This is a genomic window from Candidatus Leptovillus gracilis (assembly GCA_016716065.1).
GTDB lineage: Bacteria > Chloroflexota > Anaerolineae > Promineifilales > Promineifilaceae > Leptovillus > Leptovillus gracilis.
Window position 1 is genome coordinate 172,263 of the sequence record JADJXA010000025.1, and the last position, 23,722, is coordinate 195,984.

The following is a 23,722-nucleotide window of genomic DNA, read 5'->3' on the forward strand; positions in this document are numbered from 1 at the left end:
ATAAAATAGTTGGTAAACTTGACAATTTAGTCATGCGCCATCATATCAATAGCGACGGTAATTGCCAAAATTACAATATCATTTTGGCTCGGTTCAATCTGAACGCCATATGTGTCGGCTATCCGGAACCATTTTCTGGAGACTTCGGCGATCTTGTTCCCGCCCTCGCCAATGGTGTATTCGAGGCTCAGGATATTGCCCTGCACGTTTAGATCCGGACCGTCACCAATTTTCACCACCCAACGATGACGCAGGGGGCGATCAGCGCTTTTCTGACGGTAGCCAGCGGCTCGCCATTCGGCCCCTCAATCGTCATCGTATCTCTGACCCGCAGTAACTTCCCCTGAATTTTGCACAAAGTCTGCCCTTGCATATCTTCAAAGAAGAGCGTGTCGCGCACGCGCAGCATTTTGCCATCTACCTTGAAAGCACGCTGACCGTTCTCATCCTCAATCCAGAAATCATCGCCAAAGGCAACCAATTTCTGCCGCATTCTGTAGGCGTTGTTCTCGTCGTCCTTTATCTGGCATGGTTTTGCCTCCACTCTCTATAAAGAGTTAGCCCACAGTAGGGTATCAGATTGAAGATTGATCCCTACTGCGGGTCATTGGCTAATATTTGGATGACAAGTAACGGCCGTTACCCGCCGAAATCTTCCATCAACTGTGCTTCCTGCTCATTCGTCAAATTAGATTGAATCAACTCAGCCGAAACGCCCTGGAATGCTTCCGTCACACGGTCTTGCACAGCGCCGCTAGCCATCAAAAGAGCGCCGACGTGCCTTCCGTCACCTGATCGCGCACTTCCTTGATGAATCTGTCGTTGATACCGTAGTCGGCAAACTTGCCCGTCAACGCGCCGGTCGCTGCGCCTATGGCCAAGCCAAAAAACGGCACAAAGAAGATGAGACCAAAGAGCATCCCCCAAAATGCGCCAGAGAGGGCAGCCTGGCCGGTCATGCTGCCGTAGTTGTGAGTTTTGGGTTTTTTCTTGCCCTTTGCCCACGGCACCACGGCCGCATCGTTGATCTGGATCAAATGCTGCTTCGACAGTTCAACAAGCTTATTGAGCGCATCTTACGCCCCCATGGGGTCATCAAATTTCCAAACGGTTAATGTTGAGCCTACTGAAAAAAGGTCAAGGCATCTAAAAGGTTAACATAAATCTGAGAATTGAGATAAAATAAGGGTAAATCATACCAGGAGTCCTCTATGTTTCGGGAAAGTGAACCCAACCAGCAATCCAGCCTTTTGACACCTTGTGGCTGATGCCCCCCCCAAGATGAAAGAACGCTTGTTGACCTCTTGGGCGGACACCTTCCGCCAGGAAGTCTTTGGCCGCATCCCCGAAACATTGTTTGCGCCCCTGTTCAGCGACATCGAATCGCGTCCCAACGCGCCCATCAATGTCATCATAGGCGGCGAGATTCTGAAGGCTGGCTTTGGCTGGACGGACGAAGAGCTTGTGGACCATCTCGGCTTTGACCTGTTGACGCGCCATGCCCTGGGACTGGATGAAGTGCGCGCCGAAGCGCCGACCATCCGTACCTTCTACAACTTGCGGCGACGGGTGCGGGAGTACGCGCAGGAGAACGGCCAGAATCTGTATAGCGAGGTGTTCGCCCACATCACCGACGAACAAATCAGCAAGTTTGCGGTGAAAACGAACTGGCAGCGGATGGACAGCACGCAGTTGTTGAGCAACATCGCCCTGATGAACCGGTTGGAACTGGTGATAGCCACGCTGCAAAAGGGGGTGAGCGGTCTGCCGAAAGCTTTGCAGCAACAGTGGGGCCAGGCGCAAGAAAGCTACTTGAGCCAACCGGCGCAGACTATCTGCTATCGCCTGAAAGCGGCCGATGCCACGCCGCATCTGCAAGCCGTGGGGCAGTTGTTGCTGCAAGTGTGGATGCAATTGGAGGCGCATGAAGCCGATGCGAGCCTGATTGCCATCGTAGCGCGGGTGATTCGGGAGCAATATCAGGTTGAAGGGGAAAACGTCATCACGTTGCGGCCGGCAGCGGCGATAAGCGGCGACAGCCTGCAATCGCCCCACGACCCAGAGGCGACCTATCGGCACAAGCATGAGCAGGGCTACAAAGGATATGTCACCAATCTGAGCGAGACGTGTGACCCGACCAACGCGGTGCAGTTGATCACCAGCGTGCAAACGGCGCCCAACTGTGTGGATGATGGTCAACTGCTGGCCGACACCTTGATTGACCTGGCGCAGCGGCAGGTGGTGATAGACCAGGCGACCGTGGATGGCGGCTACAACGGTCCCACCAGTGAAGCGGCGTGCCGGCAGCACTGCGTTCAATTGCGCCCGACCACGATTCGTGGTGGGCAGACGGATTGGACCAATCTTCTGAGATTGGTCCAATCTTCCGCATATCATTTATTTTTCATTCCTTAGCGGGTGTTAATCGCCTCAAGTGACCAATCATCTATGAACCAGCCGTTGTTAGACCCATCGAAACGGTTACGGAAAGCGCCGCCGAGGCGTACTGTTTGCGGTTGGCTGAGCGTAAATTCGTAACTTTGGGTGTTGACGACGCCCACCACCGCCGGAGACCACCCGGTACCGCCGGTGTTGTAGACAATGCGGTATTCGGCCGCCAGAGGTTCCTGGCTGAAGACTTTTTTGCTGCCATCATAAACGATGACTGTGTCCGGGAAGAAACGAATGGTGAAGCGATAGGTTCCGGGTTGCAGGGCCACATCTGTGTAGATGGCAAAATTCGTCGGCGCGCCGCCCTTAAAAGCTTTGATGGTTTTCTGACCGTCAAAGACGAATTGTTCTCGTTCTCCGGGCGGTAGATCGGCGCTGGCAAGAAGACGGACTTCGGGACGCAAGAAGTTGCCGCCGCTGCCGGGGACCAGGTTATTCGGTCCTTCGTCAACAGCCAGGAGCCATTCGTCCGGCAACTGCCATTCAGACACGCCTTCGAAGAAGTACCAGCCCGCTTCAAAGGAAGGGTTGGGCAGCAGATTGGCGCTGGCCGGTTGGGTGGTTTGTCCTGGGGCAGGGCTGGCGGCAACCGCCGTTTCTTCTCCTGACCAACCGGGAATGATGAGTTCTTGCCCAACTGCAATCACATTAGAATCGCTCAGGTTGTTGGCGGCGCTGATGTCGTCCACGCTCACGCCGGTTTTGGCGGCGATACCCGACAGCGTATCACCTGGCTGCACAGTGTAACTCGAACCTTCAACCGGAACGGCCGTAGTCGCCGGAGCTGTCGTGGCCGCCGAAGCTGTCGTGGGTGGTACCGGGTTTGGCGTTGGGGCCGCTTCTGTCGGGCTTTCCAGAGCGGGCGTTACGGTGACCGGCACTTCTACTTCCACCACGCGGGTCACTTCAACCGGAACTTCGACCGGAACTTCCACGGTAACTTCCTGGGGCACGACCCGCGTTACCTCGGTCGTCACCATGACTTCGCTAACCACCTCGCGAGTGACCTCGATAGTCTGTGGCTCCGACGCGCAGGCGACCAGGATCATCGCCAGAACGAGCAGCCCGATCAACAGGCCAATTGATTTCTTCCCGTCCATATTACGTCTCCTTGTTTGTATTGATTGGTGAACTCGCCATTTTGAACAAATTCAGCGCGGCATTATAGTGATTTGTTGCGACAATGGCTACAATCCCATTCCAGACGTCATTACCACCATCTTCTTCATTGCGCCCGCAGCCCACTTCGGCCGTCCGGCAGTTGTTCCACCGGCTGCTTCCCGGTCTGTTAGCCGTCACAGTCTTGGGCCTGATTTATGCCACGACGCTCCAACGAGACATCAATGGCAGCAGCCATGACTATTTGCTGGATACCGGTGAAATTCAAGTGGCGCTCAATCTTTGGGGGACCGTCCACTACACCGGTTATCCGCTCTACACAATTTTAAGCGCATTGCTCACCCAAACGGCCGTTGCCCTGGGCGCACCGCCGGCCCTGGCTGCCTCAGTGACCTCTCTGGTCTGGTCACTGCTGGCTTTGCTGCTTTTTTATCTGATCTTGTGCCGCGTTTTGCAGGGTAATTCGATTCTAGCCGGGCTGACCGTGTTGGTTGTCGGTTTGGCGGAGACTTTTTGGCTGCACAGTATCATCGCCGAAGTGTACAGCTTCAGCTTGCTGCTGGTGAGTCTGACCATCTTGTTGAGTCTTCGGCTGCGAGAGCAGTGGGCAGCGGGCGAGTGGGTGGCGTTGGTACTTGTGTTGGGAACGGCCGTTGCCCACCACCGTATTCTGCTGTTTCTCCTCCCCCTGGTACTGTTGCTGGTCTGGCCGCAGCCCTGGAGATGGTTCCTGGAAAAGCCCATCAGACATGGTTTTTACACGCTGCTGGCCTTTATGATCCCCTTTGTCGCCTACCTCTACTTGCCGCTGCGCGCGCACCAGGGCGCGACCTGGGTCTATGGACAGCCAGGAACGTGGCTCGGCTTTTGGCAGCAGTTCACTGGCAGCGAAGTCGCCGGAGGGCTGCTGCGCCTGCCAGAAAACGGCGAAGCCTGGATGCAAAATTTACGCTTCTTGTCCGGCCATTTAACACAACAGTTCCCCTGGCTCTTTCTGCTGGCCGGTCTCATTGGTCTACTCTGGTTAACCCATGATGATTGGCAGGTAGGTCTGGCCTTCTTGTTGGGCGCGGCGGTACTGCCTCTCTTTGTATTTTTATTTCCAAAGGCCGTGTGGGTTCCGGCCGTGTTGATGCCGCCTTTGCTCTGTCTGGCAACCGGCGCGGCCTATTTGCTGCACAAACTGGGACAGAGGGGAACAGCACTGCGCCTCCTCGGTTGGGCAGCCTGTTTTTTATTGGCCGTATTCCTGCTGGTGGGCAATTTTCCTTTTGTCAACGAGCTAACCCGCGATCCCACCGGGCGGGCCATGATTGAGCGGTTGAAGCCCATTTCCGGCGCTGCGACTTCATTTGGTGACCATCCAACAGTGGCTTTGCCCTGGGGCACGGATTTCTTCGCGGCTGCCTATGGATTGTATGTCACGCAGGAACTGTCTGACCTGACTCTGGTGGACCATCGGGCGGATTTTGCGGCCATCATAAATACCGAGGGGCGCATTTTGACGCCGGGTAAGTACCTGAATTACTGGCCCCCAGCCTGGTGGGAGGCCAGGGTCGGGGAGGTGCATTACAGCGCCGGGACACCGGAAATCATCGCCATTCAACGAACCGCGCTGTCAGATGAAGTTACGTCGCTGGCAGAGAATTTCGATCTGGGCAACGGTATTCGGATTCGTTCAGTCGCACTTGCCGAGGCGGACGACGGGAAATCCCATTTGACTATTTTCTGGGAAAGCATGCAGCCCATCGAACGGGACTACAGCGTAGCGATGCACTGGTTGACCCAATTTCCCCCACAAAGTCCAGCCGACATTGTGGCGCAGGCAGATTCCGTTCATCCGGTGCAGGGCTGGTATCCTACCTCCTACTGGCGGCCGGGTGAACTGGTGCGGGATAAATATGAGCTGGAGATAACGGCCGTTTCCGGCGTAAATACGTAATACGTCCGAAAATTCACACCCCCTGTTAAGTCGCTACAGGTGATAAAAAAGGCTTGTCTGGTTGCAGCGGTGGCGGAATCATTTCCAAATCAATCACATATTCTCCAAATCGCTTGATATGTTCTCTAGCATACGGGCTAAATGTCGCCACTATTTCTGTCGTTACCTCATATCCTTCCTGCACCATTTCGTGCAACACGTCCGGAATATGTACGGTTAGTTGAGGGCCGAAAAAGCGAGAAGTCGCGAGGGCCAACGGCCGTTTGGGAAGCCAAAAATATAGCTGGCAAACGGCCGTTTGGCGAGCATCCATCGCGGAAGACAACGGTTGTTGCCTCAGCACATCCCGGATCTGGTGGCAACTGTTAGACAAAGCAACTGCGCCGCAATCTCGCCTCAGCGCCGTAGGCAGACAGATCTATTCGCGACAATGGGAACCACGCCAAGTTAGATAGATTATTTTTTTGATTCAATGCGGATAGTTATATCTGCCGCCTTGGAAACATCCCCTTGTTCTCATTTGCCTATCTCAGAAAAGCGTCAAGAGAAGCTTGTTTAAGGCAGCGAAACGGGCAGGCCCAAATATGCCCGCAGTTGCTGTTCCAAAATCGCGCTGATCGGCCGCCGCTCTCGAACCTTACAGGTAATGAGTTCAATCCAAATCTGTTGGTCTAAATAAATAGAGCGCTGCCGACCCGATCCGGACATTAATAGGATTGGCGGCTTATCTTCTGCGGATAAACCCACATAGTGGCGTAAGACGTAGTCACAAACCTCGCTGGCTGTTTTCTGTTCCAGCGTCGCCTGGATGAGCGTTTCACTCCACACTTCATCAGGCAGCACCACTTTATGCTCTGCACGTTGGCTGTTTGTCATCCGGCTTTCTCCTACAGCAATCGCTTTTGGCTAGGCTGCTCAAAAATCGTGGGGACAGGCGCACCGGGTCCGGATAGGCGGACAAACCAATCACGCAGATAGCGCTTGACGGTATCAAAGTTTGCTTCTGGGATAAGCTGGTAGGAAGGTACCTGGAACTGCCGTTTGACCTCGGCGTGAACCGTGGCTTCGTTACCTTTTTGCTTGCGTTTGAGAACCCGCGCCACAATTGCCACCATATCGGTATATTCTTTCATCTGCTGCGGGTTTAGAAAATCAGTTCCCTGTAATCGGGCTTCAAGCGCCGAGACACGTTCTTCCAGAGTTCCTAACTGGGTGCTATGCTGCCCTAAACCGAGATCGTGGGTTTGCAGATGCTGCTTCAGATTGGCCGCTTCGTCCATAAGACGTAGATATTCTTGTTGAGCCGGTGGCAGACTGGCATCCATTTCCGCCAACATATCGTCTGGCAGAATTTCGCGCCGGAATGCGGCCCAGGCAACATCGGCGAAGTCGCGTTGGAATTGGACAACACGCTCCCGTTTTCTTTCGTCAGGAATCCGGTTGGTTTGAATAGTGCCCATCCAAAACGGTAACCGATCCAGGCGCAGGCAGATCATGTCTCGCTCCCGCGCCGCCTCATCGCCATAGTTCCACATGATGTTGAGATTGACCAGGGCATTGGCCATCGCTTCATGTTCGCGGATTCGCCGGATTTGACCATGAGCTTGTAAACCCATGGCATCACACAATGCCTGCATGGGCACGTAGAGTTTGCGATCATTGGCCAGGGCAACGGTGAAATGCTCACTATAAAACTCAAAAGGGAATTGGTCTATTACTTTGAGGGTCATTGCGCTCAATCTCCTGTTTAGTATGGGTAAATTATATCGTTATATCGTTGTATCGCAAGAATTTGAGCACCGAGACACATAACGTGTCCCCGTGATCTACTTAACCTGGTATGAAACTGTTAACCTAGGGGACGGGGTCGCCCCCGCCCCCCGGCTTCAAAACCGGACGTGAGCGTTTCCGCTCATCCGGCTCCTCGCATGACTGGCACTTTTCATGAGCGCCTCCAACTGCCTTAGACGTTTGTCCTTAGCAGTCTTCTGGTGATGACAGTGTTGGTGAAGAAGCTGCCAGTTGGTATAGCTATCTTTACCTCCGCTGGCTTTGGGAACAATGTGGTCAACTTCCAGAAGATCACCTGACGTAAAATACAATCCACAATGAGCGCATATACCAGATTGCTGCTTCAGTAGCTTCGCTACTCGTGTTGGGGTTCCAGTATAAGCCGCTCTTCTTTTGGCCCAATAAACCCAATCTCCATCATATGGACTCTTGCTGCCTTTCACCTTGACATGTCGCTTGATGGGTGTTTCGAAATGCCGGTAAAGCGGCAGACCAACAGGCGCGGCAAAGAGCCAAGTTCCCCGTTCAGGATGCCAATATTTACGGGCAATCCATTTCCAGGATTTAGATGGGTGGCGACCCTTTGCCCAGCGGCGAAGCTTGACAAAGGTGAGATGTGCCAGTTTGGAAAAGGCATCTTTTGAAGCAACCGTGGCAAAGTAGGCAGTCCAGCCGCGTGTAGTTTTGTTGAGTTGGCTGATGAGCTGTGCCTGTGGTGTGAATGGGTGCGCCTCGATAATGCGCTTAACCTCCTGGTAGTGCCGTTGCATCGCGTTCTTATTGGGTTTAATAATGGTCTTGAAGCCAAGTGGCAAGTTGGGCGGATACCCCGTTTTCCCGGAGCGATTCTTACCCGCCGGGTATTGACGCACATGAAATCCGAGGAAATCGAACCCAACCTTGCCTTCATGCTGGTGAAATGTATGGGTGATGCATGTTTTGCTTGGTTTCAATTCCAGCCCCATCCCAGCTAACCATGCTGACACTGTTTCCTTTGCTTGCTCAATGACGGGTAGGTCTTTGTGCAATACCACCAAATCATCGGCATAACGAATTAATCGCGCCTGTGGGTGTGCTTTCGAGACGGCCGTTTCCAGACCGTGTAAAGCGATGTTGGCTAACAGTGGCGAAATGACCCCACCCTGAGGCGAACCGGCGGGTGTGGGGAAAAGCTGGTCTTCTTCCATGACCCCAGCTTTGAGCCAGGCTCGGATGGAACGGCGAAGGGCAGGAAAAGTTTCCAGTTTTGCCAACAGTGCGGTATGGCTAATGCGGTCGAAGCATTGGGCGATGTCTGCATCGAGGACATATTTTGCTTTGAGGCAGATAGATTGAAAGATGGCTTCAATAGCATCATGGGCGGAGCGTCCTGGCCGGAATCCGTAACTGTTTGGTTCAAAGCGAGCTTCCCATTCGGGTTCCAGGGCAAGCTTGGCTAAGGCTTGCTCAGCTCGGTCGCGTATGGTGGGGATACCCAAGGGGCGCATCTCCGTTTTACCTGGTTTAGGAATCCATACGCGCCGCACGGGGCGGGCTTTCTGTCGAAGTTTCAGCGTTTGCGCCAGATACAATCGTTGCTTGGGTGAAAGGCGTTTGACGCCATCAATGCCGGCAGTATTCTTGCCGCGATTGTCTTGCGTAACCCGTCTGACAGCGAGACACCGAGCGTGCCAAGAGTTAATTAAGAGCCTTTGGAGCTTGTGGATTGTTTTTCTGTCATCCTCAATTGAGGCTTGGTAAATACGCTTTTGGAGCTTGAAAACCGACCGCTCGAATTTCTTCCAGGGCAGGTCTTTCCATTCATACATCGGTTGTTGTACCGTGTTCATAACCTGTTTACTCCTACTTGTGTCCTTACCTTCCAATCATGCGTCCCCACGTCTGCCTATCCGGGGCATTACCCCCGGCTTTTGCTTCTTGGGGAATCCTTCCCCGACCGGCATCCGGTTGGCGCCTGCTCAGTCCGGCTGAGAGCACGGGCGGGGTTACTTCGTTCCTGTGGTTCGTTTTGCGTATCCTTAGGGTCAGACTATACACCGGGTTTGTCGGGGTGAACCCTGGTCGTGCTTGCCATGCGCCAGGCCCTTATCCTTTCCCATTTTGGGCAAGCCAATAGTCCGCGTAGGCTTGTTTCTATTCACGATGCTTCAGACGTCTGTTCGTATTCCTACCCATAGATACCTGCTTGCGGGGATGACCTGGTCGAACTCCAGGCGACCCGCTTTTTCATCCCGCTTCACGGATTGATGTCCAGTCGCTACCATGGGGATGTAGCATTCTCCGTTCACTAGAGGTTGGGGATTGCACCCAACATCGAACCACAAGTTATCAAGGATTTAGTTAGCCATACTACCTCCTTGCCTCTCATCCCCCGGTCATGAACCGGTTTCGAGAGAACGAATCAAAACGGCAGGAAATAGAGCAACACCCTGGTAAACAAACCTCATGGCAACCGCATTGACTCAAAAAGAATCCCCCTGGCGCATTTAGCAGTAAAAGGATGAAAACCTACGATTAGCCATTTTTGTAACATAATTACCGTGATAACTCGCCTTATATTGCGGAAAACAGTGCAAAGCGAGCCGATTTTGCAAGAATTCACTCACTTAACGGCCGTTTTTGCTGCAACATAATTCCTTTTGCTGGATAAAGCGGTTGATTTTCGAGCCGAAATTAGCTTCAAAACCTCCAAACTTCCTTAGCGTAGGAAATCGTCCATTTGCTCCCAGCACCCCAACTACCCATTAGGCGGCAAAACCAGGTGTCTTTTAGCCAAGCCTGTTTTTATCCCGATAACTTCACACCCTTATTGGCAATTTCCGCTGCTTCCACATAGCGCCGGGGCATCGCCAGACTCGCCCAGCCACCGGCCTCTTGCAGCCGAAACGGATCCGTCCCACTTCTGGCCGCGTCGGTGGCCCAGTAATGACGGCAGTCATGGGGAGACAGACCCTCAAGCCCCAACTGGCGCTCTCCCAGATAGGTAATACGATTCTGCATCGCCCGTATCGACATCGGCTTGTTGGTTAGACGGCCGTTTTTTCGGCTGCCTAACAACAAGCGCCCGGCAGCGGCCGCATCCACAGCCAGATACCGTTTTGCTGCCTGCCAGACATCACCGGTTAACTGATGCGTTTGCTCCATATCGACTTTCGGGCGATAGAAGCGCAATTCTCCTGGCGTTAAATCGAAATTCTCGACAAATAGCCCGTAAACTTCGCCCACACGCAGCCCTAAATCCAGGAGAAGGCAGCACAGAAGCGCATCGCGCCGTCCTTGGGGTGTATCAGGCTGATCCTTCAAGATGTGCGCGTCCCATGGCGTCAGGCGCACCGGTAATTCCTTTTTATGGCCCACGCGTATCGTTGCGCGTCGTTCATCCAGCCGCTTGGCTTCAGCCCGGCCGTAACCGGTGACTGCTTTAATCAGCTGCAATTCCTGGGCATCAATCACGCCCGCTTTGGCGGCCATTTTGGCATACACCTTGATGGCCGACAGCCGGTTGTTGACCGTGGCCATGGCATAACCTTCGTGTAACTGCCATTTGACAAAACCTTCTACCAACCCCCAGGTTAAGCCGCGCCAGGTTTCCGGCTCCGTTTGCAGGCGAACGCCCGTTAAGCCAGGAATGCCCGCCACTTCCAAATATTCGCCAAACCGCTTTAAGGCCGCATAGTGCGTGGCAATCGTATCATCGCTCTTCCTATTTAAGTAGTCGGCAAAAATATGATCGGCGGCCACCTGGTTGGCCACTTGCCCGACAGTCGCCATCGGCGTCGTCGATGTCAGTGGATTCTGCAACTCATTGCTTGGCGTTGGTATGATTGCTTGTTCGCTCATTGTGTCTCACCCTGTTTTTTGTTATCTATCAGTTGCGTCACGGCCGTTCCTTGTCGTGCTTACCTAGCCGTTGTGTCACGCCCTTCATTTTGTCTCTATGGTTCATAATTCCCTATTTTACCCCAATAACTACGTATAAGCTTAAATTATACGTAGTAAAAAATGAAAGAAAAAGGTGGGTTTTTTTGCCTCATTTTGGCTTCGGGAAGATGTAGGATTCAGCATGTACTAATACAAATCAACGAAGGATCCGAAATTACGAACAGCATACTTCGAATGCGAAACTTGAAAACAGGAAATTAAAATTCAAAGCCGATGAGGGTTTATGTATGTCATCAGGCCGGAATATGTACGGTTAGTTAGAGGCGAAAAAAGGGCGAAAAAAGCGGGAAGTACCGGGGGCAAAACGGCCGTTTTGGGAGCCAAAATACTTGAATATACTCTCTTGAGATGCTATGCAAAAACACCCGAACCACGCAAAGTCAGATTGTTTTTAAGTCAATGCGCATCTCATTCTGAGCCAACGCCCCGGGTCCGCCTACGCCAGCATTCCCAAACACGCTTCCTATTATATTATGCCTCCAATCGACCCTCTCAAAGCACAAAGCTGAAGCTCACCTCTCTTGCTACGAAATAACTCTCTTCACGCATTGACATCATAATAATTATCAGACTATAATAGTCTGATAAACCTTTGCGAAGAAACCGAAACTATGAGTCAATTCATCAACCGCCACCACGAATTAGCCCTGCTCGACAATCTCATCCAGCAGCCCGGCGCCCACCTCATCATGCTCTACGGCCGGCGCCGTATCGGCAAAACAACATTAATCACCCATTGGGCCAGGCAAACCAGCTTGCCCACCTTCTACTGGGTGGCCAAACGCGACCCCGCGACCTGCTGCTCGGCCACCTGGGCCGGGCCATCTACGCCTGGCAGCATGGCGGCGAGGGAGACGTGACAATCCAGCCGCGCGATTGGGAGCAGGCGTTCAAGATGCTGGACGCGGCCGTTGGCAACCGCCGGGCTATCGTCATCCTCGACGAACTGCCCTACGCCCTGCAACAAGACAGCGGTCTCGGCAGCCATTTGCAGGCTGCTTGGGACCATCTCTTCAAGGAGAGCCAGATCATCCTCATCCTCTCCGGCTCCCATATCGGCATGTTGACCGACCTCATCCAATACCAATCACCGCTCTATGGTCGTTTGACAGCCCAATTCCCCCCTCTACCCCCTGCGCTTTGCCGACTGCCAGGCCTTCCTGCCGCGCTACGATAGCTGGCAGCGGTTGGCTATCTACGCCATTTTGGGCGGCGTGCCCGCCTACCTGGAGCGCTGGCGGGATGATGAGTCGCTCAAGGCCAACGTCGAGCGGCTTTTCTTGCAGCGCACTGGCTGGTTTCGCAACGAGCCGCAGGTGTTGGTGAGCGATCTGACGGAGCGGGAGACGGTCAATTACGAAGCGATTCTGAAGGTGATCGCCGCCGGTCATCACGAGCGGGAGGCGATTGCCAGCTATGCGGCGCTGAAAAGCACGGCCCTCAGCCATTACCTGCCCCGGCTGATAGAACTGCAATTCGTCGAACGACGCATCCCGGCCACTGTGCCGTTGGCAGAACTAAAAACGAGCCGCAAAACGCGCTACTACCTGCGCGACCCCTTCCTTCGGTTCTACTACCGTTTCATTGACCCCAACCTGCACCTGTTGGATGGTGGCCTGTCCCATCGTCTGTGGCAGATGATTGAGGACAACTTCCGCGCCTTTGTGGCCCTGACGTTTGAGGAGATTTGTCTCGCCTGGCTGGTAACGCAGGCGCAGCGGGAGAAGCTGCCCTTCGCCGCCGACAACGTGGGGGCGCATTGGTCGAAGACGGTGCAGGTGGACGTGGCGGCGATCAACTGGCGGGAGCGGCAGCTTTTGTTGGGGGAGTGCAAATGGGGCGATGCGCCGGTAAGCCGGAGCGTGCTGGCAGAGTTAATTGAGGTCAAGACGCCCAAAGTGTTGGCCGATTTGCCGGACGGAGGTGATGGCTGGACGGTGCATTATGCTCTGTTCGCACGGCAAGCGTTCACCGAAGCGGCGCACTCCTTGGCGGCGCAGCATGGAGTACAATTGCTGACGCTGCCGGAAATCGAGGCCGGGATGTAAACGTGGTGGGTAGGGAGTTTGGGGAACGGCCGTTCTCCAACAACCACCACTAACAGGGGTTTATTACAGTCGGCGGGGGCTTCACAGCCCCCACCGCTGATTCAGAACCGGACATGAGAGGCTACCCTCATCCGGCTCCTCGCATGATTGGCTGCTGTCATCAGTGCCTCTAACTGTTTGAGTTTCTCATCTTTAACAGTTTTCTGGTGGTGACAATGAGCATGAAGAAGCTGCCAGTTGTTATACCCATCATGTCCACCACGTGCTTTGGAGATGATGTGGTCAACTTCTGACTTATCCTCTGCACCGAAATACAATCCACAATAAGCGCATTTGCCAGCTTGCCATTTGAGCAGAGTCGCCACTCGTTTAGGCAGGCCGGGTTGTCTTCCGCGTCGTGTTGCCCAATAGACCCAGTCGCCATCGTACGGACTTTTGTTTCCGCGCACCTTGATGTGTCGTTGAATCGGTGTTTCGTAATGCCGCCTGAGCGGGACACCCTCTTTAGGCGCGAAAATCCAGGAACCCGTTTCCAAACGCCAGTATTTGCGAACAATCTATTGATTGGATTTGGTTGAATGGCGACGTTTTGCCCAACGAAAAAGTTTGACGAATGTCATATGTGACAGTTTGCCAAAAACATCTTTTGCGACAACTGTGGCGTAGTAGTTTGTCCATCCCAGAATGATAGGATTGAGTTGCCCAATGAGCCGGGCTGGCGGCGTTGTTGGGTTGGCATCCATGATGGCACAGATGGTTTCATAATGTCTCTGAATTGCTTTTTCGCTGGGTTTGATAAGTGTTTTGTAACCAAGTAATTTCGGGTATCGTCCGCTTGTCTTGCCTGAATGCGTTTTTCCTACCGGATACTGCCGGATGTGAAAGCCCAGGAAATCGAAGCCGACTTTTCCTTCAAGGTGGTTCAAAGTGTGGGTGATGGATGTTTTACTTGGTTTCAGTTCCAAGCCCATGCTGTCTAGCCAGTGCGCTACCGTTTGTTCTGCCTTCTCTATCACCTTCACCTCAGGATGTAGAACGACCAGGTCATCGGCGTACCGAATCACTTTTGCTTTGGGGTGTGCCGCAGTAACGGCTGTTTCCAACCCATGCAAGGCGATGTTCGCAATCAAAGGTGAGATGATTCCACCTTGCGGCGAGCCTTCAGTGGTAGGAAATAACGTCTCGCCGTCCAATACGCCAGCCTTAAGCCAGGCGCGAACGGCTCTTTGCATCACAGGGTAGGTTTGCAGTTTGGTTAATACAGCCGAATGCGATATTTTGTCGAAACAGGCAGCAATGTCTGCATCCAGCACATATTTAGCCTGGAGGCAGATGTTTTTGAAGATAGCTTCTATCGCATCGTGGGCGGAACGTCCTGGTCGGAAACCGTAACTGTTTGGTTCAAAGCGGGCTTCCCATTCCGGTTCAAGGGCCAGTTTGGCTAATGCTTGTTCAGCACGGTTGGCAATGGTGGGAATGCCTAACGGCCGTTTCTCCACTTTTCCCGGTTTGGGTATCAAAACCCGCCGTACCGGACAAGCTGTCTGGGATAGTTGCAACGTTTGCGCCAATCTTAACCGTTCTGGTGGGGTCAGGGATTTGATACCATCTACCCCGGCTGTGTTCTTGCCTCGGTTATCTTGCGTCACCCGTCGTACTGCCAGACATCTAGCTGACCAGGAACTTATCAAGAGCCTTTGGAGTTTGTGGATTGCTTTCGTGTCGCCACGCTGAGAAGCTTGGTAAATACGCTTTTGGAGCTTGAAGACTGCCTGTTCGATTTTCTTCCAGGGCAGGTCTTGCCATTCATACATCGGTCGCATTGCCGTGTTCATAACGTCTGTACTCCTACTGACATCTTTACCTTCCAATCAAGCGTCTCCACGTCAGCATATCCGGGGCATTACTCCCGGCATTGGCTTCTTGGAGAATCTTTCCCGCTCAGTGCTTGCGGTTGGTTGCCTGCTCAATACCATGATATATTGAGAGCGCAGGGCGGGTTACTTCGTTCCGACTGTTCGTTTGATGTATCCGTAGGGCCAAACTATCCACCGGGTTTCGCGGGGGTGAACACTGGTCAGCTAGTCATCTGCCAGACCCCTATCCTGTACCATTTTGGTCAAGCCTGTTAATCCGCGTTGGCTTGTCACCTATTACGATGGTTCAGTTTGTTCGTGTTCCTACCCATAGATACCTGCTCGCAAGTGTGGCTCAGTCAGATTCTGAGTTGACCTGCTTTTCATCCCGCTTTCCGTCCTGAGCTTGCCGAAGGATTGATGACCATGCGCACGCAGAGGGATGACGCTTTTCCCCGTTCACTAGGGGTTGGGGATTACACCCAACATCGAACAGTCAGTTGTCAAGGTTCTGCTTAGCCAAAGCTGTTACCTTGCTGCTCATCCCCCGGTCAACGGCCGGTTTCGAGCAAACGAATCGCACGACTAGGATCAGTGCAGGAATCGGACACAGAACATAATGTATCGGCAAACTGTTTCTTTCTCTGGGATAACAACCGGTATCACAGAATTTCGGGTTCCAAAAGCACATTTAACCCTGATCAGGATCGCGGATTCTGATGTACAAAGTCATCGTTATCGCAGGAATCATGTCCAATATAGCAATCTTTAAGTTGAAAAGCGCTCATGATTAGGCTATGTCCGATTCCTGCCCCAATCCTAGTAGAACCCCAAGATCGTCGCGGTCTGACTCCCCTCTTTTACAGGCACGTCAATCCTTACGGGGAATTCAAGTTGGATCTGGGCAAGCGACTACCCCTTTAATTATCGGTCAACTCGGCTGAGAAGTGATATTCTCAGCCGAGTTGACCTTTTACCAAGCAGCCCTACCAGAGAAACAAGTTGAATGCTTAACCTGATGATCGCCTTAAAAACATGACTGAGAAAACAAAACCCGACTCATTACCTGATTTATTCACCATCTGGGAAGCGGATTCGATAGCTGAATTATCTACTTCCACCCAACGCCGTTATCGCGCTGTTTTCGGTCGTTTCCTTACCTGGTTCACTCAAATGGAGCAACGCCCGCCGACGTTGGCTGACCTGCACCCGATTACGCTGGTAGGTTATCGGGGAATGCTACAAGAAACACTGGCCGCTACCAGCACCATCAACACCCATCTGAGTGCCTTACGAAGCTGGTGTGAGTGGCTAACTCAACAAGGTTATCTGGAGACCAACCCCGCCGCACGACTGAAACTGGTGGGGCGAACAGAAGAACCTGCGCCTGCTGCTTTAGAACCAAAACAGGTCAACGCCCTCCTCCGAGCGGTTCAACAAACCCGTTACCCTTTGAGAAACAATGCCATTGTGCAGATGATGATTCAGACAGGGATGCGGATTGGGGAGTGTGCCGCTCTACAATGGGGTGATATTGAAATGGGTGAACGAAAGGGTCGAGTGCGAATCCGCTCTGGCAAAGGGGATAAGACCCGCTTCGTCCCCCTCAATCAGTCGGCCCGCCAGACCCTAGCCGACTATGCTGCTCCGCTCTTAGAAGTGGAACCCAGGTTGAAAGCAGTGGCATCGGTCTGGCAGAATGTGGATGCTCTGGAACCGCTGTGGAAAAGCGAGCGAAGCACCCCTTGAGTATTCGAGAAATGAGCCGGATGATTGGGCAGGCTATCCAGCAGGCTGCATCGCTAGGGCAGGTTCCGGCCGAAGCCACTCCCCATAGTTTACGGCACACCTTTGCCACCCGCTACTTGCTTCGTCATCCAGGGGATTTGGTAGGATTGGCAAGATTGCTCGGACACACCTCCATTCAGACAACACAGATTTATGTCCAACCTACCGAGGCGGAAATGGCCCGTCGAGTTAGCCAAATTGATCTCAATGCCTATGCCCGATAGCTGAAAATGTGGCGGCTGGTGACAGCAATGTTTGTTTTACCCCTATCAGCAATGGTCTGGACGCACTCTGTGGCCAGGGGCACAAGTCAACCAGAGCTGCTGTCGCATTCGGCCTCTGGCAACAGGGCTGTGGTCGAGTATTGATGTCCCGCGCCGACCAACTTAATGCCTTTGACCCCATTAGGTTGATAGACCATGCCCCGATCCTCCAGGGTGGTGGCAAAAGGTTGGAGCCGCGGGGTGACATCTGCGTCTATCAACCAAAACGGCCGTTCTTTCGGTCGGGGGACATAGGGTACCGTCAGGTGTGACAGGTCTTCACCTGTCCACTGGCAGTCGGCAATGGCTGCAGAGAGCGACGCACGTCCTCACCGCAAGCAAGTCGCTAGATTTAACTCTCTGGCGCTTTGTGCCTCTGGAAAACTGCACTGGGCGTCCACTAATTCCATCAAAGTATCGGCTCGATTGTTAAAGTTCTGGTAAAGTTGTTGTCAGAACTGCTCTAATTCAGTTGTGTACGATTTGGTTGTCATACACTATGAATGGAGCAGTTTCGCTTATTTGGCAAATCTATTTATGTTAAACTGTTTGTCAAAAGTCCAATCTCTGTGAGGGTGTTTTTATGTCTGACAAACAATGGAGAATAATCCAATGGCAATTCCCGACCTTAAACGAACGCTGATCGGTAAACCATTTCCCACCAGCCAGGAAGTCCACGAACGTCTGGACAAAGTGCGCGGTCTGGCAGTTTTCGCGTCCGATCCCATCAGCAGCAACGCTTACGCTACAGAAGCCATCATGAGCGTCCTTATCCTTCTGGGCAGCAGTGCCCTGGCCCTGACTTTGCCCATAGCGATGGGCGTTGCCTTGCTTGTATTGATGGTCGTGTTTAGCTACATCCAGACCATCCTCCACTACCCAGATGGCGGTGGCGCCTACACTGTTGCCAAAGACAACTTGGGGAAGTACCCATCTCTGTTGGCCGGGGCGACTCTACTTATTGATTACATACTGACCGTTTCCGTGTCTGTTTCTGCCGGGGTCCGGGCCTTAACGTCGGCCGTACCCGAAGCCTTTGAATATCGTGTTTTGATTGCTCTGGTGGCCATTGCCATTATTACCTGGGTTAACTTGCGGGGTGTACGAGAAAGCGGCTCTATCTTTGCCCTGCCCACCTATGCTTTCGTGGGGGGCGTGCTGTTAACTGTTGGCATTGGTCTGGCCCGATATGCCGGACTGTTTGGCCTGCAGCCCCTACCCTCTTTTGAGGAAAGTGTGCCAGCGACGGCCTCGCTGGCTGGTTTTGCCTATATCTGGTTGTTACTGCGGGCTTTTGCCGGTGGCTGCACGGCGCTGACGGGCATTGAAGCCATCAGCAACGGTGTTAAGGCGTTTAAGCCACCGGAAGCTAAAAACGCAGCCAAAACCATGGTGGCGATGGGCATCATTGCTATGTCCTTGTTTGTTGGCATCACCTTTTTAGCCACCCGGATGCATCTGGTTCCCACCGAACATGGCGAAAGTATCCTTTCGCAGATGACGCGACAGGTGGTGGGGACGGGTATTATCTACTACTGGGTGCAAATCTTCACCGCCCTGATCCTGTTTCTTGCGGCCAACACAGGCTATCAGGACTTTCCCCGGTTGAGTTCTTTTTTGGCCAACGATGGTTTTTTACCGCGCTGGATGCAAAACCGCGGCGACCGGCTCGTATTCAGCTCCGGCATCGCAGTTCTAGCCGTTGTTTCGTCACTGATTGTCTTGATCTTTCAGGCCGATGAGATTGCCATGTTGCCCCTTTATGCGTTGGGCGTGATGTTGAGTTTCACTCTATCACAGGCGGGGATGTCGCAGTTAATGGGTAAGATCGGACGGCTCAAACCAGGGGAAACGGCCGTTACCGAAGTCACCATAATCCATTATGAACGCAACTGGCTCTGGAAAAAGGCACTGAATATTGCCGGCGCCGTCACCACAGGCACCGTTTTTATCATCCTGACGGCTACCAAATTACTGGACGGGGCATGGATTGTCGTACTGGCTATCCCATTGATAGTACTCGCCTTTGACCAGATCAACAAGCACTATCAGATAGTGGCACAGACCCTAAGCACGCGAGAGCTTAGCGAGGACAATCTGGTCGAAGTAGCAAACGTGGTCATCGTACCGCTGGCTGATGTTCATCGCGGGACGCTGCAGGCACTGCAATATGCCAAACGAATCGCTGGCGACGTACGCGCTGTCTGCATCGCCACAACACCAGAGATGCGGCAACGAGTAGAACGACGTTGGGCACGCTTCCCCAAACTGACAGAAAGCGTTAGCCTGGTGATCATTGACTATGATTACCGCGATGTGTTAGCACCGTTAGTAAACTACATACAAACGGTTAACAATAACGAGTTTCCAGGCTGGTTGATCACTGTGGTGATTCCCGAATTTGTGCCAACCGAAGCTTACGCTCGTATACTGCACAATCAAACAGCCAACCTGATGCGCCGCCATTTACGTACCTGCGAAAACGTAATTGTGATTGACGTACCGTTCCATATTCCTGCGGCCAATCACAAGGCAGAAGCGCTCCAGGCAGAGCAACAGCGGACTTGAACATTGGCTCCCGTAGCTGTTCGACTTTTGACAAAATGGCCCAAAATCAGAATACAGCTTTTTTTATGCCACATTGAATAACATTTTGAGCCAAATTCGGCACTGAAGATCATGATTTAGTTCAAAATACCAAGTGTTAGGGGGTTTTCCAATAAATTGTGTTCAATCTGCCTTACTTTCCGATCTGACTCAGCTCAAAGGTGAGTAATGAATCCAAAGCACGGTTAAAATCATTGAGAAAAGTGCTTAATGTGGCACATTTTCTGCCGTATTCTGATTTTGGGCCAGATTGGCGCCAACATCCATGGCTGCCTAATTCTGAAGCAAAATGGGAATTCGCCAACAGTATCTTGTGGCCGGGTATTGGTTTTAGCTGGTTTTTCCCAGCCACCCCTTGCGGATCATCCATTTTGCCAGTTCCAGCACCGGCACAATCGTCACGGATAGAACGCTAATGATCAACCAATCTTCCAGTGGCAGGTAGTAGGTGCCAAACGCAACGTTCAAGAATGGGACGTACAAAATGACGAACAGCAGCGCGATTTCCCACACGATGGCGAGATTGAGCCATTTGTTCGCAAATGGCTTATTGAAGATCGAATGCCGGTCAGAACGGAAGTTGTAGGCTTTGAAGAACTGGATCAGCACGAGCGAAACGAAGGTCATTGTCATCGCTTCTTCTAGGCTCTTGCCCACGTTGAGCGCCCAGGTAAACAACCCCAGGTTGATCAAAGTGGACCACAGACCGCCCAGCACCATCAACGCCACGACCGGGCGGGTGAAGATGCCTGTGCGGGGGTCGCGCGGCTGGCGTTTCATCAGGTCGGTTTCGGGCGGGTCTACCGCGAGCGCCAGGGCTGGCAGGCCGTCGGTGGCGAGGTTGACGTAGAGGATTTGCACGGCCGTCAGGGGCAGCGGCAGGCCCAAAAGCACCGAACCAGCCATCAGGCCGATCTCGCCGATGTTGGAGGAGAGCAGGTACATCAGGTATTTTTTGATGTTACCGAACACGCCGCGGCCTTCTTCAACAGCGGCCACAATGGAGGCGAAGTTGTCGTCGGTGAGGGTCATGGCGGCGGCTTCCTTCGTCACGTCGGTGCCGGTGATGCCCATTGCAATGCCGATATCGGCCTTTTTGAGCGCCGGAGCGTCGTTAACGCCGTCGCCAGTCATAGCGACGATGTGGCCGCGCGATTGCCAGGCCGTAACGACACGCAACTTGTGCGAGGGGGAGACGCGAGCATACACGCTGATATCTTCCACGTCGCGGCCTAATTCCTCGTCACTCATTTCTTCCAACTCAGCCCCAGTCACCACCCGTCCGCCTTTGTGCAGCAGGCCCAGTTCACGCGCCACCGCCTGTGCCGTGAGCGGGTGGTCGCCAGTGATCATCACCGGGCGGATGCCAGCCTCAGCGCAAAGGGCGATGGCGGCTTTTGCTTCGGCGCGCGGCGGGTCAATCATGCCGGCCAGCCCTAAGAAGGTCATACCCTGCTCGGCGGTTTCGAGGGTCACATTGGATTTAGAGGCGATCCCCAGCACGCGCAAGGCCTCGCCAGCCAGCGTCTGCGCCTGGGCCAGGATGTCTTCGCGGGCGGCAGAATCCAGCGGAGCCACACCGTTTTCAGTCAGCACAAAATCGCAGTCAGCCAGGATCACTTCCGGCGCGCCTTTGGCGTAGGCGGTGGTGATTCCATCGGCCTCGTGCAGGGTAGTCATGCGCTTGGTTTCGGAGGAGAAGGGGATTTCCTGTACGCGCGGGTGATCGGCGTCGAGAGCATCCTTTTGCAGCCCGGCCTTGGCCGCCGCCACAATCAACGCTCCCTCGGTGGGATCGCCTTTGATGTCCCAACCGCCGTTATCAGTCTGCACCAGGCGCGTGTCGGAGGCCAGGGCGGCGGCGGTGAGCATCTGGCGTAAGGCAGGAGAGTGCCCACCGGGTATGCCGCCATTGGTCGAGAAGGCACCTTCGGGAGTGTAACCCGCACCCGAGACGCTGACTATCTGCCCGGCGCAGTACAGGCGGCGGATGGTCATCTCATCTTTGGTCAGCGTGCCAGTTTTATCGGAGCAGATCACCGAGGTGCTGCCGAGCGTCTCCACGGCATGTAGGCGGCGGATCAGGGCGTTGCGCTTGACCATTTTTTGCACACCGATGGCCAGCGAAATCGTCACCACGGCCGGCAGCGCCTCGGGCACAACGGCCACGGCCAGGGCAATGCCGAAGATCAGCATCTCGATGAGGGGTTGGCCGCGCAGCAGCCCCAGGGCAACGATGATCGCCACGACGACAAATGCCACCCGCGCCAGCATGGTTCCGACCTTGTCGAGATTTTGCTGGAGTGGGGTCTTGCCGCTTTCTACGTCTTGCAGCATTTTGGCGATCTTGCCAAACTCGGTGTTCATGCCGGTGGCTGTCACCAGTGCCTTGCCACGGCCGTAGGTGACAGCGGTCCCGGCGTAGGCCATGTTTTTGCGGTCGCCGAGGGGCATATCGGCGTTTTCCAGAGCACGCACATGCTTTTCCACCGGCACCGATTCCCCCGTCAGGGCGGCTTCCTCGATTTGCAGGTTGACCGTTTCGAGCAGGCGGGCGTCAGCGGGGATGCGGTCGCCGGTGCGCAGCAGGATAACCTCCCCCGGAACCACCTCGCGGGCCGGGATTTTGCTTTCTGTCCCATCGCGCAGCACAGTGGCCGTGGGAGCGGCCATCTGACGTAGGGCTTCGATGGCGCGTTCGGCGCGGTATTCCTGCACGAAACCCAGTCCTACGGCAAACAGCACGATGATGGCGATCACCACCGATTCGATGCCGTGTCCCAGAAAGAGCGAAATGATCGTCGCACCGAGCAGAATCAATATCAGCACATTTTTGAATTGTTCGAGCAGAAGTGCCCATGGCGAAACACGATGGGCGGCCTGTAGCTCGTTGGGGCCGTTTTCTTGCAGACGTTTGGCCGCTTCGGTGGTATCCAGGCCATTGGGGCTGGTATTCAGTTGTATGAGGGTGTCATCCCGGGTAAGGGTATGCCAGGATTGTGTTTGCATGTTGTCTTTTATCTCCAGGTTGTGGAAAGTCTTCTTGGGAAATCAAAACTGCCTCTAAAATGATTGTATAAGCATGGCAGCGAGTTTCGCATGTCCGGTTGTTGACGCCAGAATTGGCGAGGCAGATGGATACACTTGCAGCAATATCATTGGATGCTCACACGCTTTCGTCATAGCATGTGGCGCGGCCGGTACAACTAGGCCACGAGAACATATGCGCAGGTTTTATGAGATTATGCGTATTTTGGAGGTGGTGGAACAGGAAGCAAGAAATGTGATTGCCGACGAACTTGCATCCATGATGCCTTGGAAGCGTTTAATCTACTTATCCATCCCCCAACATTGGGCATAATAAGCTCTTCATCAAAATCAATCTGCTCAAACAGGTTGTAATCGCCTGCCTCAGAAACGGATATTGCCTGGTCAGAGCATTCGGCAGCTATGAGTACGGGCAATGCCAGGCCAGCAATAACGAGAAATATGAGCAGGGGCACAAATCGCATTCTTTTTCTCAATAGTCATGTAAATAAAAAAAGACCATCACCTTGAAGGCGATGGTCTTGCGCTTGAACTCAGACAACCGGGAAATTGCTTTCCGTCTTGACGGCTGCCCATCCCGGTGAGCCGGGCGGCTACTCCCCATCGGAGTATCTAGAGTATATAGGATGCGGGCGATTATATCAATGATGCGCTTCTCTAGGGCAGGTCGTTTCCAAAGTCAGCCTGAAAACAAAGCTGCATCCAATCTTGCTTGAAAAACTCGTCGTGCATGTGCCAGATTATCAAAACCCATACATTGTGCTATTGCGATTATAAAATTATGGATAGTCGCTAACACTCTGGCCTGATGCGTGTTGCTCATTCGGATAGCATCTTCTCCCAGTGTCACATCTCGTCGGCGATGTA

Annotated in this window: 16 protein-coding genes and 3 pseudogenes; 8 read left to right on the forward strand and 11 right to left on the reverse strand. The window is 53.4% G+C overall.

Annotated features, from left to right (window positions below):
* Positions 1 to 26: 26 nt before the first annotated feature.
* A pseudogene (locus IPM39_26920) lies at positions 27 to 493 on the reverse strand (LURP-one-related family protein).
* 146 nt (positions 494 to 639) lie between these two features.
* Positions 640 to 1,088, reverse strand: a pseudogene (locus IPM39_26925) (DUF1269 domain-containing protein).
* Positions 1,089 to 1,281: 193 nt separating this feature from the next.
* On the opposite strand from IPM39_26925, the gene IPM39_26930 reads away from it, so the two are divergent.
* Complete coding sequence (locus IPM39_26930) at positions 1,282 to 2,415, forward strand: transposase (protein ID MBK8989649.1); 1,134 nt, start codon at positions 1,282 to 1,284, stop codon at positions 2,413 to 2,415.
* Here the strand turns inward: IPM39_26930 and IPM39_26935 are convergent.
* Positions 2,412 to 3,551 carry a LysM peptidoglycan-binding domain-containing protein gene (locus IPM39_26935; GenBank protein MBK8989650.1) on the reverse strand — a complete coding sequence of 380 codons (1,140 nt, stop codon included), beginning with the start codon at positions 3,549 to 3,551 and terminating at the stop codon, positions 2,412 to 2,414. The genes IPM39_26930 and IPM39_26935 overlap by 4 nt on opposite strands.
* Before the next feature lie 83 nt (positions 3,552 to 3,634).
* Here IPM39_26935 and IPM39_26940 point away from each other — a divergent pair, with 83 nt between their 5' ends.
* Positions 3,635 to 5,512, forward strand: a complete 1,878-nt coding sequence (locus IPM39_26940) for a DUF2723 domain-containing protein (GenBank protein MBK8989651.1) — start codon at positions 3,635 to 3,637, stop codon at positions 5,510 to 5,512.
* A gap of 25 nt (positions 5,513 to 5,537) precedes the next feature.
* On the opposite strand, the gene IPM39_26945 is transcribed toward IPM39_26940, so the two are convergent.
* The 5 genes from IPM39_26945 to IPM39_26965 form a co-directional block, all read right to left on the reverse strand.
* Complete coding sequence (locus IPM39_26945; protein MBK8989652.1) at positions 5,538 to 5,837, reverse strand: Tn3 family transposase; 300 nt, start codon at positions 5,835 to 5,837, stop codon at positions 5,538 to 5,540.
* 230 nt (positions 5,838 to 6,067) lie between these two features.
* On the reverse strand, positions 6,068 to 6,388 hold the full coding sequence (locus IPM39_26950; GenBank protein MBK8989653.1) for a hypothetical protein: 321 nt from the start codon (positions 6,386 to 6,388) through the stop codon (positions 6,068 to 6,070).
* 11 nt (positions 6,389 to 6,399) lie between these two features.
* Positions 6,400 to 7,242, reverse strand: a complete 843-nt coding sequence (locus IPM39_26955; GenBank protein ID MBK8989654.1) for a hypothetical protein — start codon at positions 7,240 to 7,242, stop codon at positions 6,400 to 6,402.
* Between the two features lie 156 nt (positions 7,243 to 7,398).
* Positions 7,399 to 9,132 (reverse strand): group II intron reverse transcriptase/maturase, encoded by a 1,734-nt coding sequence (ltrA, locus tag IPM39_26960; GenBank protein MBK8989655.1) that lies wholly within the window; start codon positions 9,130 to 9,132, stop codon positions 7,399 to 7,401.
* Between the two features lie 955 nt (positions 9,133 to 10,087).
* On the reverse strand, positions 10,088 to 11,143 hold the full coding sequence (locus IPM39_26965) for a tyrosine-type recombinase/integrase (protein ID MBK8989656.1): 1,056 nt from the start codon (positions 11,141 to 11,143) through the stop codon (positions 10,088 to 10,090).
* A 713-nt stretch (positions 11,144 to 11,856) separates the two neighbouring features.
* Here IPM39_26965 and IPM39_26970 point away from each other — a divergent pair.
* Genes IPM39_26970 through IPM39_26980 form a run of 3 tightly spaced genes read left to right on the forward strand, consistent with a single transcriptional unit; the run spans position 11,857 to position 13,293 of the window.
* The gene (locus tag IPM39_26970) at positions 11,857 to 12,105 is read left to right on the forward strand and encodes an ATP-binding protein (GenBank protein ID MBK8989657.1); all 249 of its coding nucleotides are present in this window, start codon (positions 11,857 to 11,859) and stop codon (positions 12,103 to 12,105) included.
* Positions 12,102 to 12,422, forward strand: a complete 321-nt coding sequence (locus IPM39_26975) for a hypothetical protein (GenBank protein ID MBK8989658.1) — start codon at positions 12,102 to 12,104, stop codon at positions 12,420 to 12,422. The genes IPM39_26970 and IPM39_26975 overlap by 4 nt, the downstream gene beginning before the upstream one ends.
* Positions 12,423 to 12,432: 10 nt before the next feature.
* Positions 12,433 to 13,293, forward strand: coding sequence for an ATP-binding protein (locus tag IPM39_26980; GenBank protein ID MBK8989659.1), 861 nt, complete (start codon positions 12,433 to 12,435; stop codon positions 13,291 to 13,293).
* Positions 13,294 to 13,394: 101 nt separating this feature from the next.
* Here IPM39_26980 and ltrA (IPM39_26985) read toward each other — a convergent pair.
* Positions 13,395 to 15,128: pseudogene (gene ltrA, locus IPM39_26985) on the reverse strand (group II intron reverse transcriptase/maturase).
* 1,056 nt (positions 15,129 to 16,184) lie between these two features.
* Here ltrA (IPM39_26985) and IPM39_26990 point away from each other — a divergent pair.
* The 3 genes from IPM39_26990 (at position 16,185) to IPM39_27000 (ending at position 19,768) form a co-directional block, all read left to right on the forward strand.
* On the forward strand, positions 16,185 to 16,898 hold the full coding sequence (locus IPM39_26990) for a tyrosine-type recombinase/integrase (GenBank protein MBK8989660.1): 714 nt from the start codon (positions 16,185 to 16,187) through the stop codon (positions 16,896 to 16,898).
* Between the two features lie 11 nt (positions 16,899 to 16,909).
* On the forward strand, positions 16,910 to 17,161 hold the full coding sequence (locus tag IPM39_26995) for a tyrosine-type recombinase/integrase (GenBank protein MBK8989661.1): 252 nt from the start codon (positions 16,910 to 16,912) through the stop codon (positions 17,159 to 17,161).
* Between the two features lie 651 nt (positions 17,162 to 17,812).
* The gene (locus IPM39_27000; protein ID MBK8989662.1) at positions 17,813 to 19,768 is read left to right on the forward strand and encodes an APC family permease; all 1,956 of its coding nucleotides are present in this window, start codon (positions 17,813 to 17,815) and stop codon (positions 19,766 to 19,768) included.
* A gap of 369 nt (positions 19,769 to 20,137) precedes the next feature.
* On the opposite strand, the gene IPM39_27005 is transcribed toward IPM39_27000, so the two are convergent.
* Both IPM39_27005 and IPM39_27010 read right to left on the reverse strand, forming a co-directional pair.
* Positions 20,138 to 22,816 carry a cation-translocating P-type ATPase gene (locus IPM39_27005; GenBank protein MBK8989663.1) on the reverse strand — a complete coding sequence of 893 codons (2,679 nt, stop codon included), beginning with the start codon at positions 22,814 to 22,816 and terminating at the stop codon, positions 20,138 to 20,140.
* 233 nt (positions 22,817 to 23,049) lie between these two features.
* Positions 23,050 to 23,319 (reverse strand): hypothetical protein, encoded by a 270-nt coding sequence (locus IPM39_27010; GenBank protein MBK8989664.1) that lies wholly within the window; start codon positions 23,317 to 23,319, stop codon positions 23,050 to 23,052.
* Between the last annotated feature and the right edge of the window lie 403 nt (positions 23,320 to 23,722).

Bases quoted from the DNA above. Each gene is read 5' to 3' on its own strand.
- IPM39_27000 (MBK8989662.1), top strand. From the start codon at position 17,813: ATGGCAATTCCCGACCTTAAACGAACGCTGATCGGTAAACCATTTCCC.
- IPM39_26965 (MBK8989656.1), bottom strand. From the start codon at position 11,143: ATGAGCGAACAAGCAATCATACCAACGCCAAGCAATGAGTTGCAGAAT.
- IPM39_26950 (MBK8989653.1), bottom strand. From the start codon at position 6,388: ATGACAAACAGCCAACGTGCAGAGCATAAAGTGGTGCTGCCTGATGAA.
- IPM39_26955 (MBK8989654.1), bottom strand. From the start codon at position 7,242: ATGACCCTCAAAGTAATAGACCAATTCCCTTTTGAGTTTTATAGTGAG.
- ltrA (MBK8989655.1), bottom strand. From the start codon at position 9,132: ATGAACACGGTACAACAACCGATGTATGAATGGAAAGACCTGCCCTGG.
- IPM39_26995 (MBK8989661.1), top strand. From the start codon at position 16,910: ATGAGCCGGATGATTGGGCAGGCTATCCAGCAGGCTGCATCGCTAGGG.
- IPM39_26970 (MBK8989657.1), top strand. From the start codon at position 11,857: ATGAGTCAATTCATCAACCGCCACCACGAATTAGCCCTGCTCGACAAT.
- IPM39_26990 (MBK8989660.1), top strand. From the start codon at position 16,185: ATGACTGAGAAAACAAAACCCGACTCATTACCTGATTTATTCACCATC.
- IPM39_27005 (MBK8989663.1), bottom strand. From the start codon at position 22,816: ATGCAAACACAATCCTGGCATACCCTTACCCGGGATGACACCCTCATA.
- IPM39_26940 (MBK8989651.1), top strand. From the start codon at position 3,635: ATGGCTACAATCCCATTCCAGACGTCATTACCACCATCTTCTTCATTG.
- IPM39_27010 (MBK8989664.1), bottom strand. From the start codon at position 23,319: ATGCGATTTGTGCCCCTGCTCATATTTCTCGTTATTGCTGGCCTGGCA.
- IPM39_26930 (MBK8989649.1), top strand. From the start codon at position 1,282: ATGAAAGAACGCTTGTTGACCTCTTGGGCGGACACCTTCCGCCAGGAA.
- IPM39_26935 (MBK8989650.1), bottom strand. From the start codon at position 3,551: ATGGACGGGAAGAAATCAATTGGCCTGTTGATCGGGCTGCTCGTTCTG.